The organism is Micromonospora citrea (assembly GCF_049629545.1).
In the GTDB taxonomy this organism is placed as follows: domain Bacteria; phylum Actinomycetota; class Actinomycetes; order Mycobacteriales; family Micromonosporaceae; genus Micromonospora; species Micromonospora citrea_A.
The window spans coordinates 232,457-245,920 of sequence record NZ_JBNADX010000004.1 but is presented as its reverse complement, the minus strand read 5'-3'; the positions used below and the strand labels follow the sequence as shown (position 1 = coordinate 245,920).

General features: G+C 71.7%; 13 protein-coding genes and 1 pseudogene. 6 read left to right on the top strand and 8 right to left on the bottom strand.

Annotated features, from left to right (window positions below; all coding sequences use genetic code 11):
• Window positions 1–18: 18 nt before the first annotated feature.
• The 3 genes from ACPFP2_RS07360 to ACPFP2_RS07350 all read right to left on the bottom strand — a co-directional run bounded on the left by ACPFP2_RS07360 (window position 19) and on the right by ACPFP2_RS07350 (window position 4,207).
• Window positions 19–1,146, bottom strand: a complete 1,128-nt coding sequence (locus ACPFP2_RS07360) for a geranylgeranyl reductase family protein (protein ID WP_424087369.1) — start codon at window positions 1,144–1,146, stop codon at window positions 19–21.
• A gap of 315 nt (window positions 1,147–1,461) precedes the next feature.
• Window positions 1,462–2,325, bottom strand: a complete 864-nt coding sequence (locus tag ACPFP2_RS07355) for a hypothetical protein (RefSeq protein ID WP_424087367.1) — start codon at window positions 2,323–2,325, stop codon at window positions 1,462–1,464.
• Between the two features lie 37 nt (window positions 2,326–2,362).
• Complete coding sequence (locus ACPFP2_RS07350; protein ID WP_424087365.1) at window positions 2,363–4,207, bottom strand: phosphoenolpyruvate carboxykinase (GTP); 1,845 nt, start codon at window positions 4,205–4,207, stop codon at window positions 2,363–2,365.
• Window positions 4,208–4,346: 139 nt separating this feature from the next.
• Here ACPFP2_RS07350 and ACPFP2_RS07345 point away from each other — a divergent pair.
• From ACPFP2_RS07345 to ACPFP2_RS07335, 3 genes and pseudogenes are all read left to right on the top strand, one after another.
• Window positions 4,347–4,437, top strand: a pseudogene (locus ACPFP2_RS07345) (GtrA family protein); the annotation flags it as partial.
• A gap of 223 nt (window positions 4,438–4,660) precedes the next feature.
• Window positions 4,661–5,200, top strand: coding sequence for a GtrA family protein (locus ACPFP2_RS07340; RefSeq protein WP_424087553.1), 540 nt, complete (start codon window positions 4,661–4,663; stop codon window positions 5,198–5,200).
• Window positions 5,201–5,262: 62 nt separating this feature from the next.
• Window positions 5,263–5,973, top strand: a complete 711-nt coding sequence (locus ACPFP2_RS07335; RefSeq protein ID WP_424087363.1) for a GtrA family protein — start codon at window positions 5,263–5,265, stop codon at window positions 5,971–5,973.
• Between the two features lie 263 nt (window positions 5,974–6,236).
• Here ACPFP2_RS07335 and ACPFP2_RS07330 read toward each other — a convergent pair whose 3' ends face one another.
• Complete coding sequence (locus ACPFP2_RS07330) at window positions 6,237–6,809, bottom strand: PH domain-containing protein (RefSeq protein ID WP_424087361.1); 573 nt, start codon at window positions 6,807–6,809, stop codon at window positions 6,237–6,239.
• 188 nt (window positions 6,810–6,997) lie between these two features.
• On the bottom strand, window positions 6,998–7,879 hold the full coding sequence (locus ACPFP2_RS07325) for a biotin--[acetyl-CoA-carboxylase] ligase (RefSeq protein ID WP_424087359.1): 882 nt from the start codon (window positions 7,877–7,879) through the stop codon (window positions 6,998–7,000).
• 86 nt (window positions 7,880–7,965) lie between these two features.
• Between ACPFP2_RS07325 and ACPFP2_RS07320 the strand changes: the two genes are divergently transcribed.
• Window positions 7,966–9,549, top strand: coding sequence for an acyl-CoA carboxylase subunit beta (locus ACPFP2_RS07320; protein WP_424087357.1), 1,584 nt, complete (start codon window positions 7,966–7,968; stop codon window positions 9,547–9,549).
• 53 nt (window positions 9,550–9,602) lie between these two features.
• On the opposite strand, the gene ACPFP2_RS07315 is transcribed toward ACPFP2_RS07320, so the two are convergent.
• The 3 genes from ACPFP2_RS07315 to ACPFP2_RS07305 all read right to left on the bottom strand — a co-directional run bounded on the left by ACPFP2_RS07315 (window position 9,603) and on the right by ACPFP2_RS07305 (window position 11,924).
• Window positions 9,603–10,496: a hypothetical protein gene (locus ACPFP2_RS07315; RefSeq protein WP_424087355.1), complete on the bottom strand. Its 894-nt coding sequence runs from the start codon at window positions 10,494–10,496 to the stop codon at window positions 9,603–9,605.
• A complete protein-coding gene (locus tag ACPFP2_RS07310; RefSeq protein WP_424087353.1) occupies window positions 10,496–10,987 on the bottom strand; it encodes a SigE family RNA polymerase sigma factor in 492 nt (163 codons plus the stop codon). Before ACPFP2_RS07310 ends, ACPFP2_RS07315 begins: the two co-directional genes overlap by 1 nt.
• Window positions 10,988–11,180: 193 nt before the next feature.
• Window positions 11,181–11,924 carry a M50 family metallopeptidase gene (locus ACPFP2_RS07305; protein WP_424087352.1) on the bottom strand — a complete coding sequence of 248 codons (744 nt, stop codon included), beginning with the start codon at window positions 11,922–11,924 and terminating at the stop codon, window positions 11,181–11,183.
• A gap of 100 nt (window positions 11,925–12,024) precedes the next feature.
• Here ACPFP2_RS07305 and ACPFP2_RS07300 point away from each other — a divergent pair, with 100 nt between their 5' ends.
• On the top strand, window positions 12,025–12,576 hold the full coding sequence (locus ACPFP2_RS07300; RefSeq protein WP_424087350.1) for a Uma2 family endonuclease: 552 nt from the start codon (window positions 12,025–12,027) through the stop codon (window positions 12,574–12,576).
• 126 nt (window positions 12,577–12,702) lie between these two features.
• Window positions 12,703–13,455, top strand: coding sequence for a GH25 family lysozyme (locus tag ACPFP2_RS07295; RefSeq protein WP_424087348.1), 753 nt, complete (start codon window positions 12,703–12,705; stop codon window positions 13,453–13,455).
• Window positions 13,456–13,464: the final 9 nt, after the last annotated feature.

Below are 13,464 nucleotides of genomic sequence, written 5' to 3'. Positions count from 1 at the left end.
CGATGGTGACCTCGGAGGTTAACTCCGGGCCGAGAGACCGGCGCCGATCATCGCGAGGGTGCGGGCGTCCAGCCGTCCGTCGCCGAGCCCCAGCTCGACGACCGTCGCGTAGACCCGGTCGTCCCGGCGGGCCGCGCGGACGGCGGCGTCGACCACGCGACGGCGGCGGGCCAGCCAGGCGGCCACCGAACTGTGCCGCAGGTGGGTGCCGAGCCGCGCCCGCAGCGCCGCCGCGTAACGGTCGGCCGCCCGGCCCGGCGAGCCGGCCGCCGCCGCGCCGGCCAGCGCGCCGGAGAGCAGGGCGTAGAAGATCCCCTCGCCGGTGAACGGGTTGATCAACGAGAGGGCGTCACCGGCCAGCACCACCCGGCCCCGACCGGGCGGCGGCCGGTGCGTGGACAGCGGCAGGTGGTGGGCCCGCAGCCCGGTGACCGTCGCCGGGTCGGTCGCCGGCAGCAGGGCCGCGAGCCGGTCCAGCAGGTGCGCACGGCTGAGCGGCTCGCCGCGCAGCACCTCCCCGTACCCGACGTTCGCCCGTCCGTCGCCGATCGGGAAGGACCAGGCGTACGCCGGCCAGCGCGGCCCCGAAGTGACGATGAGCTGTTCGGGCGGGCCGGGCAGCGCCGGGGCGTACCCCCGGATGGCCAGCGCCAGGTGGCGGTCCGGGTTGACCGGGTGGCCGAGCGCCCGGCGGACCACCGAGCCGGCGCCGTCCGCGCCGACGAGCGCCCGGGCGGACAGCGTGCGGTCGAGCACCACCCGGTCGTCACGGACCTCCACCCGGCGGACCGGGTGCCGGCGCAGCACCGCGCCGGCCCGCACCGCCGCGGCCACCAGGCGGGCGTCGAAGACCTCCCGGGGCACCGTGTACGCGGGCCGGGGCAGCGCCCGCGCCACCTCTCCGCCGCCCGGGCCGACCAGACGTAACGCCGGCAGCGGGGCGTACCCGGCCACCGCGTCGGTCACCCCCAGCTCGGTGAGGACGTCCAGCGCGTGCGCCGCGATGCCGTCTCCGCACGCCTTGTCCCGGGGGAAGTCGGCACGGTCCAGCAGCAGCACCCGGGTCCCGGCCCGGCGGGCGGCGAGCGCGGCGGCCGCGCCGGCCGGTCCCGCCCCGACCACGATCACGTCGAACTCGTCGCCCACGGAGCCCTCCCTCCGGCGCCGCCCGACCGGCAGCGCGGCGGCCCCGCGCCCATCCTGCCCCGCCCACCCCCACCAACCCCGGCTCCCACACCGCACCCACCCCAGCCTCTGCCCCCGCCGCCGCCGTCGTGGTCGTGGTCGTGGCCGTGGCCGTCGTGGCCGTCGACGGTGATCAAGAAGTTTTGGTCGGCGTCAGGGCCGAATTCGACCCAAAACTTCTTGATCACCGGAGAGCCGTGGGGCCCGAGGGGCCAGGCAGGGGTGGGTCAGTGAGGGTGGGTCCGTGGGGGTGGGTCAGGTGGGGACGGGGGCGGGTCAGGCCCGGGTGGGTGGGGGTTCGGCGCGGGCGGCGCGGCGGAGTCCGTACAGCGCCAGGACGGCGGCGGCGACCAGCGGGGCGCCGTCGCGGATCAGCCCGTCGACCCCGAGCAGCCACCAGCAGAGCGGCAGGTCGACGGTGAGCACGCCCAGGGTGACCACCACCAGCATGGTGCGGGCCCAGCGTCTGCCGCGCATCAGGAAGGCGGTGCACAGGAGCACCGCGTAGCTGGTGGCGATGCCGGCCAGGAACCAGAACAGCACCGCCGGCACGGCGGAGAGCCGGCCGTCCAGGATGGCGCCGCCGGCCACCAGCGCCGGCACGAGCATCAGCGGGCTGTACGTGAAGGCGGCGACCCGGCTGGTGAGCAGCCAGCCGGTGACCGGGGGCCGCTTCGGGGCGACCTCCCGCCAGGAGATCGTGCCGCCGGAGACGACCAGGCCCTTGCGGTGCCGGACCAGGTGCGCGCCGATCGCCTCGGAGCGGTAGAGCAGCCAGACCACGCTCACGCAGAGCCCGGTGAGCAGGGCGAAGCCGAGCAGCCCGGGCAGTGGCGGCACCCCCTGCCGGGGCACCACCAGCCGGGCGACCGCGAAGACGGTGGTGACCGCGAGGATCAGCCCGAGCGGCTTGGCGACCGTACGCCCCCGGTTGACGTGCCCGATGAGCAGGAGGAAGCCCAGCGCGCGCAGCATCGCCCAGCCGGTGCGTACGGCCAGCCCGAACTCCTGCTCCGGGGCGTACCACCAGTTGAGCAGGTCGACCACGACGGTGGCCGCGGCGGTGACGGCGAGCAGCGTGGTGAGCGCCCGGACGGCGGACGGCCGCCGGACCTCGGTGGTCGCGGCGGCCGTCCTCATGGGATCCGATGTTGCCCGGTGCGGGCAACCGTCACACCTACTTCTGCGGCTGCTCCGCGTCGAGCCGGGCGCGCAGCGCGTCCAGCTCGGCCCAGAGGACGCCCGGCAGCTTGTCGCCGAACTTCTCGAACCACTCGTTGACCAGCGGAAGCTCCCGGCGCCACTCCTCCGGGTCGACCTTCAGGGCGATCCGGACGTCCTCGGGGGTCATGTCCAGACCCTCGACGTCCAGGGCGTCCTGCGAGGGGACCATGCCGATCGGGGTCTCGACGGCGTCGGCGCGACCCTCGAGCCGCTCGATGACCCACTTGAGCACGCGCGAGTTCTCGCCGAAGCCCGGCCAGAGGAAGTTGCCCTCGGCGTCCTTGCGGAACCAGTTGACGTAGTAGATCTTGGGTAGCTTGGACTCGTCGCCGTCGACGCCCTTGCCCATCTCGATCCAGTGCCGGAAGTAGTCGCCGGCGTGGTAGCCGATGAACGGCAGCATCGCCATCGGGTCGCGGCGGACCACGCCGACCGCGCCGGAGGCGGCGGCGGTGGTCTCCGAGGAGAGCGTCGCGCCCATGTAGACGCCGTGCACCCAGTCGCGGGCCTCGGTGACCAGCGGGATGGTGTCCCGGCGGCGGCCACCGAAGAGGATGGCGTCGATCGGCACGCCGTTCGGGTCGTAGTAGTCCTCGGCGAGGATCGGGCACTGGGTGATCGGGGTGCAGAACCGGCTGTTCGCGTGCGAGGAGAGGCTGTCGCTCTCCGGCGTCCAGTCGTTGCCCTTCCAGTCGATCAGGTGCGCCGGCGGCTCACCCATGCCCTCCCACCAGATGTCACCGTCGTCGGTGAGGGCGACGTTGGTGAAGACGGAGTTGCCGCGGTCCAGCGTCCGCATGGCGTTGGCGTTGGTCTTCCAGTCGGTGCCCGGGGCGACGCCGAAGAGGCCGTACTCCGGGTTGACCGCGTAGAGGCGGCCGTCGGAGCCGAACCGCATCCAGGCGATGTCGTCGCCGATGGTCTCGACCTTCCAGCCCGGGATGGTCGGCTCCAGCATGGCCAGGTTGGTCTTGCCGCAGGCGGACGGGAACGCGCCGGCGATGTGGTAGACCTTGCCCTCCGGCGAGGTGATCTTGAGGATCAGCATGTGCTCGGCGAGCCAGCCCTCGTCGCGCCCCATCACGCTGGCGATACGCAGCGAGTAGCACTTCTTGCCGAGCAGCGAGTTGCCGCCGTACCCGGAGCCGAAGGACCAGATCTCCCGGGTCTCAGGGAAGTGCGAGATGTACTTGGTCTCGTTGCACGGCCAGGCGACGTCCTGCTGGCCGGGGGCGAGCGGCGCGCCGATGGAGTGCAGCGCGTGCACGAAGTCCGCGTCGTCGCCCATGGCCTCCAGGACCTTGGCGCCCATCCGGGTCATGATCCGCATCGAGGCGACGACGTACGGGCTGTCGGTGATCTCCACGCCGAACATCGGGTTCTCGGCCTCGACCGGGCCCATGCAGAACGGGATGACGTACATGGTGCGTCCGCGCATGCAGCCGCGGTACAGCTCGGTCATCGTCCGCTTCATCTCGGCCGGCGCCATCCAGTTGTTGGTGGGGCCGGCGTCCGCCTCGTCGACGGAGCAGATGAAGGTGCGCTCCTCGACCCGGGCGACGTCCGTCGGGTCCGTGCGCGCGTAGAACGAGTTGGGCTTCTTCTCGGGGTTCAGCCGAATCAGCGTGCCGTTCTCGACGAGTTCGTCGGTGAGGCGCCGCCACTCCTCATCGGACCCGTCGACCCAGACCACCCGGTCGGGGGTGGTCAGCTCAGCGACTTCTCTGACCCAGGCGAGCAGCTTGGGGTGGGTCGTCGGGGCCTGGTCGATACCCCGCACAACTGCCGGAGCAACCATGTCACATCTCCTTGTGGTCGACGCTGACCGATCTATGGGATGCACGAGTCACGGCGGACGCGGGCCGCGTCGCCTTCGTGGAAACCTGGGATTGCGCTCAGCGTAAACCGGGCGGACCCGCGAGTCAGTGGGACTGGTTGTGAAGAACTGCACAAGGTACGGCCCGGCTGCGGCATCACGAGCTAATACCCGCTTTCACGCGCAGTTTCACGCAAATCCTGCGGCGAACTGTCGACGGCTGCGGGACCGGACGATGAGGGACAGAGGAACCGGACTTCCGGTGAGGCCGTCGACGAATCGGTGAAGCGTGGAGCGAATGCGCCACCGGGAGTTACGCTCTGCTCACTGGAGACCACCGGTGGGCGTCCGGCCCGGCGAGCCCCTGTGGGCGGCTCGCCGTTGCTGCGCGTCCGGGGAGCGCCCAACCGGTACGCTCGGCGGGTGGCCGTGACGATGACCGGGGACCAACCACCGGGGCCCCCGCAGACCCGCCCGGGTCTGGTCCGCACACTGACGGACCGCTTCGGTCACCTCGTCCGCGAGATGAGCAAGTTCGCCACCGTGGGCGGGATCGCGTTCCTGGTCGACTTCGCGCTCTTCAACTACCTGTCCGCCGGCCGGGGCGTCCCGCCGGTCGTGGCGAAGACGATCTCCACCGTGGTGGCCGCCACCCTGGCCTTCCTCGGCAACCGGTTCTGGACGTGGCGCCACCGCGTGCGCTCGCACCCCGCCCGGGAGTACGGACTCTTCTTCTTCTTCAACACGGTGGGCCTGGGTATCGCGGTGGCCTGCCTCGTCATCAGCCGGTACGGCCTCGGGCGCATCTGGCCGGAGGTCTTCCAGACCGTGCTGGCCGACAACATCGCCAGTTTCGTCGTCGGCACCGGGCTGGGGACCCTGTTCCGGTTCTGGTCGTATCGACGGTTCGTCTTCGTGGAAGCGGGAACTCCCCCGGTTCCGGAGGCGGCGGACGACCGGCCGCCAGAGGCGTGACCTGCCGCCCATCCCGTCCGGCCGGAACCTGCCGGCCCCGCCCACTGTTTAAGGTGTTCCGCATGCGTCTTGTCCGTCTGCTGCCCGAGCGCTGGCAGAAGTTCATCCACGAGGCGCTCAAATTCGGCATCGTCGGGGGCGTCAACACCGTCATCAATTACGCGGTGTTCAACGCCCTGGCACTCACCGTTTTCGTCGACGGCCAACTGAAGGCGACCGTCATCGCCACCATCGTGGCGACAATCACGTCGTATCTGATGAATCGACACTGGACGTACCGTGATCGACCAAAAGCGGCCGTTCAGCGCGAATACGTCCTGTTTTTCCTGTTCAACGGCGCCGGGCTGCTCATCGAACTGGGTGTCCTCGCCGCCGCCAAGTACGGCCTGGGCGTGACCAGCCTGCTCGCGCTCAACGTGGCGAAGACCGGCGGTGTCCTGCTGGCCACCCTGTTCCGGTTCTGGTCCTACCGGACCTTCGTCTTCCAACCGGTCCCCAAGCACGCCGAGGAGACCTGGCACTCCATCCCGCGCGACGAGTGGGACACGATGGCCGAGATGGACCCGATCGCCGAGCTGGCCGAGTCGGTCAGCGAGCTGGAGGAGGCCCAGCAGCAGACGGGCCGACGCGAGCCGGCCACCGAGCCGGTCTTCCCACAGCCCAAGGTGCGGCCGGCACCGCTGGACGCCGGCCTGGGCAGCACGGTCGGCGCCGACCTGGACGCCGAACTCGCCGCCGAGCTGCGGGTCGGCAGCCGCCGCCCCCGCCGCTGACCCACCGCACGACGAGCGCCCCCGGGGAATCCCCCGGGGGCGTCTCCGTTCTCACTTACGGTCACCCGCACCCGCTGGGCGCGCAGCCCCCACGGCCCGCGGCGATCAAGAGGTCTGCGCACCGGGAAAGCGCTCCCCCGTCCCCAAACCCCTTGATCACCGTGCGGGGCGGATCACCGGCGCGAGCCGGATCACGTGTGCCGACCTGATCACCGGTGCGGGGCCGGGGAACCGGTGCGGGCCGGATCGCCGGTGTCGGCAGGTCAGGTGGTGGGGTCGCGGAGGGGCTTGCCGTCGCGCATGTCGGCGAGGATCTCGCGCATCTCGCCGTCGCCCAGCGAGTGCTTGTCGTGATGGGCCTCCACCAGCTCGTAGAGCTTGGTCTGGACCTTGCCCACCTGCGGCACGTCGGACAGCACGGACTGCCCGCGCTCCCCCGCCGACTCGATGGTGAGCGTCCCGCAGCCCAGCAGCCGCTCGACGAAGCGCTGACTCATCGCGTGGTCGTTGATCCGGGTCAGCGGGATGTCCCGCCGGTCCCGGGAGAGCACTCCCTGCTGGAGCAGCACCCGCTCGTCGGTGAACAGGTAGTGCGTGGTCCGCCAGACCAGGAACGGCCAGAGCGCCAACCACAGCGCCAACACCACCACCAGCCCGGCCAGGACGTACATCGCGATCGTGCCACCGTCACCCTCGGGCAGCAGGACCCAGGCCGCCACCAGCGCGGCGATGCCGAGCACCAGCACCAGGAGCGGCCGTAGCAGCGCCTTCCAGTGCGGGTGCAGATGCAGGACGACGTGCTCGTCCTCGGTGAGCACGTCTTCGGGGAACGCCACGGGAACCTCCTCGGCGGAATCAGACGCGCCGACCGTAACCGCTCCGACCGCCTCGACATATCACCCACACGACCCAGGTCGTCCCGCACGCCCTCCGGCCCCCACCCAAGGACCGTCCGATCACGGGGATCGGCTGGGCGCTCCGCCGCCGTCGGCCCGACGAGCGACGCGGCGGCGGCCGGGGTGGATCAGAGGGGGCGCAGGTGCAGGACGTCCCCGGCGGCCAGCGCCCGACGGCCGTCCGCCGTCTCGACCACCAACTGGCCGTCGGCGTCCACCCCGACGGCCCGGCCCGTCAGCTCGCCGCCGTCGGGCAGCAGCACCCGTACCTGACGGCCCACGGTGGCGCAGGAGTTCAGGTAGGCGTCGCGCAGGCCGCTGGTCACCGGGTCTCCCCCGGCTGCCCGCCAGCGGTCGTACCACTCGGCGAGGGAGCGGAGCAGCGCGCGCAGCAGCGGATCCCGGTCGGTCGCGGCGGCCCCGGCCAGTTGCAGCGAGGTGGCCGGCAGGCCGGTCGGGTTCTCCGGCAGCTCGTCGGCGCGCAACGTCACGTTGAGACCGATGCCCAGCACGATCGCGGGTGGCTGGGCCGGGGACGCCTCCGGCACCGCCTCGGCGAGGATGCCGCCGCACTTGGCGTCCCCGATCAACAGGTCGTTCGGCCACTTCAACCCGGCCTCCAGCTCGGCCAGCCGGGCCACCGCCTCGACCAGCGCGACCCCGGCGAGCAGCGGCAGCCAGCCGTACCCCGTCGCGGGAGCCGGCGGCCAGTCCCGCTCCGCGTCGGCCGCACCGGGCCGGAGCAGGACGCTGATCGCGATGCCGGCCCGGGCCGGCGACTGCCAGACCCGGCCGCGCCGGCCCCGCCCGGCGGTCTGCCGTTCGGCGACCACCACCAGGCCCTCCGGCTCGCCCGCCCGGGCCGCCTGCACCGCGTCCGCGTTGGTGGAGCCGGTCTCGGCCCGCAGGTCGATCCGGCGCCACGGCCCGTGCGGCGGGGTCAGCGCGCGGGCCAGCCGCGCCGCCGACAGCGGCGGTCGGTCCAGATCGGTGTACGGGGAGCCCGGCATCCCGCCAGCCTACGGCCGGCCGCGACGGAGGGTATTGAGGCGTACTGCACAGCGGCCCGGCCCTGAACCATCGTTATATTCCCTGGGTGACTACCGAGACCGGGATCAACATGCACAGCACCGCGGGCAAGCTGGCGGACCTGGAGCGACGGGTCGACGAGGCGGTGCACGCCGGGTCGGCGCGCGCGGTCGAGAAGCAGCACGCGAGGGGCAAGAAGACCGCCCGGGAGCGGATCGAGCTGCTGCTCGACGAGGGCTCCTTCGTCGAACTGGACGAGCTGGCCCGGCACCGGTCCACCAACTTCGGACTGGAGCGGACCCGCCCGTACGGTGACGGCGTCATCACCGGGTACGGCACCATCGACGGCCGCCAGGTCTGCGTCTTCGCCCAGGACTTCACGGTCTTCGGCGGCTCGCTCGGCGAGGTCTTCGGCGAGAAGATCGTCAAGGTGATGGACCTGGCCATGAAGATCGGCTGCCCGGTCATCGGGATCAACGACTCCGGCGGCGCGCGGATCCAGGAGGGTGTCGCCTCGCTCGGCCTCTACGGCGAGATCTTCTTCCGCAACGTGCGGGCCAGCGGCGTCATCCCGCAGATCTCGCTGATCATGGGCCCGTGCGCGGGCGGCGCGGTCTACTCCCCGGCGGTCACCGACTTCACCGTGATGGTCGACCAGACCTCGCACATGTTCATCACCGGCCCGGACGTCATCAAGACCGTCACCGGCGAGGACGTGGCGATGGAGGAGCTGGGCGGCGCGCGCACCCACAACTCGCGCAGCGGCAACGCGCACTACCTCGCCACCGACGAGTCCGACGCGATCGAGTACGTCAAGGCGCTGCTGTCGTACCTGCCGTCGAACAACCTCGACGAGCCGGTCGTGTACGACTCCCCCGCCGACCTCTCCGTGACGGATGAGGACCGGGAGCTGGACACCCTGATCCCGGACTCGGCCAACCAGCCGTACGACATGCACCGGGTGATCGAGCACGTCCTCGACGACGGCGAGTTCCTGGAGGTCCAGCCCCTCTACGCGCAGAACCTGATCGTCGGCTACGGCCGGGTCGAGGGACGCCCGGTGGGTGTGGTCGCCAACCAGCCGATGCACTTCGCCGGCACCCTGGACATCGCCGCCTCGGAGAAGGCGGCCCGGTTCGTGCGCACCTGCGACGCCTTCAACGTCCCGGTGCTGACCTTCGTGGACGTGCCCGGCTTCCTCCCCGGCACCGGCCAGGAGTGGGACGGCATCATCCGCCGCGGCGCGAAGCTCATCTACGCGTACGCCGAGGCCACCGTCCCGAAGGTCACCGTGATCACCCGCAAGGCGTACGGCGGGGCGTACGACGTGATGGGTTCCAAGCACCTCGGCGCGGACCTGAACTTCGCCTGGCCGACCGCGCAGATCGCGGTGATGGGCGCGCAGGGCGCGGTGAACATCCTCTACCGGCAGGAGCTGGCCGCCGCCGAGGACCCGGTCGCGGTGCGCGCCGAGAAGATCGCCGAGTACGAGGACACCCTGGCCAACCCGTACATCGCCGCCGAGCGCGGGTACGTCGACTCGGTGATCCCGCCGCACGAGACGCGGGCCCAGATCGTCCGGGCGCTGCGGGTGCTGCGTACCAAGCGGGAGACCCTGCCGCCGAAGAAGCACGGCAACATCCCGCTCTGACCTGACCTGATCTGGCCGGGCCGCGCGACAACGCCGTCGCGCGGCCCGTCCCGTCAGCAGCCCGGGTCGGCGGCGACGCAGAGCCGGCGGGCGGCGGTACGGCCGAGCGTCTCCAACTGGGCGTGGCTGAGGCCGGGCCCGGCACCGGTGCCGTCGCCCGTGTCCTCGGCGACGTCCGGACCGGTCGCGATCACGGTGACCAGGTCACCGACCCGCACCACCATGGTGACCTCGCCCGGCGGGGCCGTGGCGACCACCGCCCCGTCGGTCCGGCTGCGCGGCGGCAGTGACCTGTGGCGCAGCATCACGGACTCGTCACCGGCGAACCCGCTGATCGGCGCCTCCCACCGGTGCGTGCTCACGGTGGGCGCCGGCCCGCCCGCCAGCGGCATGGATTCGGTGGACTGCCACTCGGCACAGGCGTTCAACAGCACCGAGACGGTGCCGAAGAGCAACCGACCGTGTCCGGGATCGAGGCGGTAGACGTCCTGGGTGAGCACCGGCGCCGTCGGGCCGCCGGTCGCCGGGCGCATCAGGGTCTGCGACCGTGACGAGCGGGACGTGGGTCCGCTCGCCGGCACACCCCGTTGGCGGCCGCACGACTCCAGGAGCGGGTCGACCCGTACCGGTTCGGCGAGGCCGGACTCGCCGAGTCGCACACCGGTCCTCAGTGGCACGTCGCTCGGGGCGAGCAGGACCTCCGGCGGAATCTCGGCCGACACGACGGTCGACGCCGGGGTGGCCGCGACCGGAGGCGCCGGTGCCGGCGGTCGCCCGGCCGCCGCGTACGCGGTACCCGACACCACGGCGAGCACGGCGGTGGCCGCCAGCAGGGCGGTACGCCGGCTGCGTCGGCGGGCCAGGGCGCGGATCTCCCTCGGCTCGGCCCAGCGGACCGCGCCGAGGTCCCGGTGCAGCCGGTCGACGAAGTGCGAATCCTCACGCATCACGCCTCCTCCAGGTCGGTGACGGCGAGCAGCCCGGCCAGTGCGACCCGGCCCCGGGAGAGCCGGGCCTTCACCGTGCCGACCGGTGCCTCGGTCTCCCGGGCCACCTCGGCGACGGGCATGCCGAGCAGGTAGTACAGGGTCAGGGCGGTGCGCTGCTCCTCCGGCAGGCGGCGCAGCGCGGCCACCACGTCGACGGTGTCGGTGCCGGGGCCGGGGACGCTTTCCTGGACCCCGTGCCGCAGGTACGCCCGCGCCCGGCTGCGCAGGCTGCGCCAACGGCTCACCGCGATCCGGCTGGCCACCACTCGTACCCACGCCTCCGGGTCGTCGTACCCGCTCACCGTCGACCAGCGCTGCCAGGCCCGGACGTACGCCTCCTGGACGGCGTCCTGCGCCTCGGCCAGGTTGCCGGTCAGCACGTACACGAAGCCGAGCATCCGTTGTCGGCTGCTCCGGTAGAACTCGTCGAACCCGTCGACGTCCGACACCTGCTACCTCCCCGTGGCGGTCGCAGGGGACACGCACGGCGACCCGGTCGAGGTTGCCGGCTCAGCCGAGCTTTCGCGGCGATGATCGACTCTGTTTGCGGCGTGTCGCGGTATCCGAGGTCGGCGAAGGCGCGACACGCCGCAAACCGTGGGCGGGCGCGGGCCCGGCGGCGGCGACCCGCGACACCGGCCGTCAGAGGGTGAGGCCGGCGTCGGTCAGGATCGGGCCGGCGAGCAGCATCGCCCCGACCGCGAGCGCCGCCAGGTTCACCAGGCCGAACACGGCCACCCAGAACAGCGCCGGGAAGGGCGTCAGCCGGGCCAGCTGGTCGGCGTCGGACTCCGGCATCCGACCCCGGCCGCGCAGCCGTTGCAGCTCCACCACCGGGCGTACGCCGGCGAGCAGCAGGAACCAGACCGAGGTCCAGGCGAACGCGGCCTGGGTCTGCGGTGAGGCGTACCAGGAGACGACGAGCACCAGCCCGCCGGTGACCAGCAGGGAGAGCACCCCGTAGACGTTGCGGATCATCACGAGCATGGCGAGCAGCAGGGCCACCGTGAGCCAGAGCAGCAGGGTGATCCGGTTGCCGCCGAGCAGCCACGCCCCGGCGAGCCCGACCAGCGACGGGGCGACGTACCCGGCGAGCAGGGTGAGGATCATGCCGGGTCCGGTGGGGCGGCCGGCGGAGAGGGTGAGCCCGGAGGTGTCCGAGTGCAGCCGGATGCCGTGCAGCCGACGGCCGGTGAGCAGGGCCGCCAGGGCGTGCCCGCCCTCGTGGGCGATGGTCACCGCGTTGCGGGCGATCCGCCAGGGCAGCCTTGTGACGACCACCACCAGGGCGACCAGGGCGGTGACGAGCACGAGCAGGGGCGGGGGGTCGGGTTGGGCGCTGAAGAGCTTGTCCCAGAGGTCGCCCAGCCCGTCGATCGACACCATGGGCGGGGAGCCTACCGCCCGGCGCCGTGTCGTACGGCTACCCGTGACTCGTAGAGTGTGAGACTGATCAGGTGGCGAACGAAGCGGGAGGTGGACGCCGGTGAGCGCGGCTCCCCTGGAACACCACGTCGGCCTCTGGACCGAGGCCGACTACTTCGCCTTGGGCGAGACCCCGAACCGGATCGAGCTGCTCGACGGGAGCCTGATCGTGAGCCCTGCCCCGAGTCGCCGGCACCAGCGGGTGGCGCGGCGCCTGGCGAACAGCATCGAGGCAGCGGCAGAGCCGCGGGGACTCTCGGTGTTCGATGCGATCAACGTTCGCCTCGGTGTGGACCGGATCGTCATTCCGGACCTCGTGGTCACCGACGCCGACGACGAGGGAACGTTTCCCGACGCAGGCCAGGTGTTCTTCGTCGGTGAGATCGTCTCGCCGGGTAACGCCGCCGCAGACCGGTTGCTCAAGATGCAGCTCTACGCCATTGCCCGGATCCCCTGGTACCTGCTGGTGGAGCAGGACGGGGACACCCACTCGCTGCGGCTGTACCGGCTCGACGGCGCGCACTACGTCGAGGACCGGGTGGCCAAGGCGGGCGAGACGCTGACCCTGACCGAGCCGTTCCGCTGGCAGATCGACCCCGCCGCCTTGCGCTGACCGTTAGCGATCAGCCTTGCAAGGACATCGCAAGCCGTCGATGAAAATTTCCTTAAGCCCTCTTGCGCTCTTGGGCAACTAACTCCAAGGATTGTCGTCAATCGATCGGCGTCCCTGGAGGCATCCATGACCCGTACCAGATTCTCGCTGCGCCGGCTCCTCGCCGCCGGCCTCACCGTCGTCGCCACCGCGGCCGCGGCCCTGGTCGCCACCGCCGCACCGGCGGCCGCGGCCACCGTCCCCGGGATCGACGTCTCCCGCTGGCAGGGATCCATCAACTGGACCAGCGTCCGCAACTCGGGCATCCAGTTCGCCTTCATCAAGGCCACCGAGGGTACGAGCTACAAGGACCCGAACTTCAACAGCAACTACACCAACGCGTACTACGCCGGGGTGATCCGCGGGGCGTACCACTTCGCCCGGCCGAACATCTCCTCCGGCGCGACCCAGGCCAACTACCTGGCCAGCAACGGTGGCGCGTGGTCGGCCGACAGCCGGACCCTGCCCGCCGCGCTGGACGTCGAGGGCAACCCCTACAGCGGCGGCTACTGCTACGGCCTGTCCACCTCCGGCATGCGCAGCTGGATCCAGGACTTCCTCAACACCTACCGCGCCCGCACCGGCCGGTACGCGGTCATCTACACCACCACCAGCTGGTGGAACCAGTGCACCGGCAGCTGGACCGGTCCGTGGGCCAACCACCCGCTCTGGATCGCCCGCTGGTCGAGCAGCCCGGGCACGCTGCCGGCCGGCGCCCCGTTCTGGAGCTTCTGGCAGTACACCGACTCGGGCACCGTCTCCGGGATCAGCGGCAACGTCGACCGCAACTACTGGAACGGCGACCGAACCCGGCTGATCGCGCTGGCGAACAACACCTGAGCCAGCCCC

Coding starts and splice junctions, on each gene's coding strand:
- ACPFP2_RS07355 (WP_424087367.1), bottom strand. CDS start 2,325: ATGAGGACGGCCGCCGCGACCACCGAGGTCCGGCGGCCGTCCGCCGTC.
- ACPFP2_RS07350 (WP_424087365.1), bottom strand. CDS start 4,207: ATGGTTGCTCCGGCAGTTGTGCGGGGTATCGACCAGGCCCCGACGACC.
- ACPFP2_RS07340 (WP_424087553.1), top strand. CDS start 4,661: ATGACCGGGGACCAACCACCGGGGCCCCCGCAGACCCGCCCGGGTCTG.
- ACPFP2_RS07335 (WP_424087363.1), top strand. CDS start 5,263: ATGCGTCTTGTCCGTCTGCTGCCCGAGCGCTGGCAGAAGTTCATCCAC.
- ACPFP2_RS07325 (WP_424087359.1), bottom strand. CDS start 7,879: ATGCCGGGCTCCCCGTACACCGATCTGGACCGACCGCCGCTGTCGGCG.
- ACPFP2_RS07315 (WP_424087355.1), bottom strand. CDS start 10,496: ATGCGTGAGGATTCGCACTTCGTCGACCGGCTGCACCGGGACCTCGGC.
- ACPFP2_RS07305 (WP_424087352.1), bottom strand. CDS start 11,924: ATGGTGTCGATCGACGGGCTGGGCGACCTCTGGGACAAGCTCTTCAGC.
- ACPFP2_RS07295 (WP_424087348.1), top strand. CDS start 12,703: ATGACCCGTACCAGATTCTCGCTGCGCCGGCTCCTCGCCGCCGGCCTC.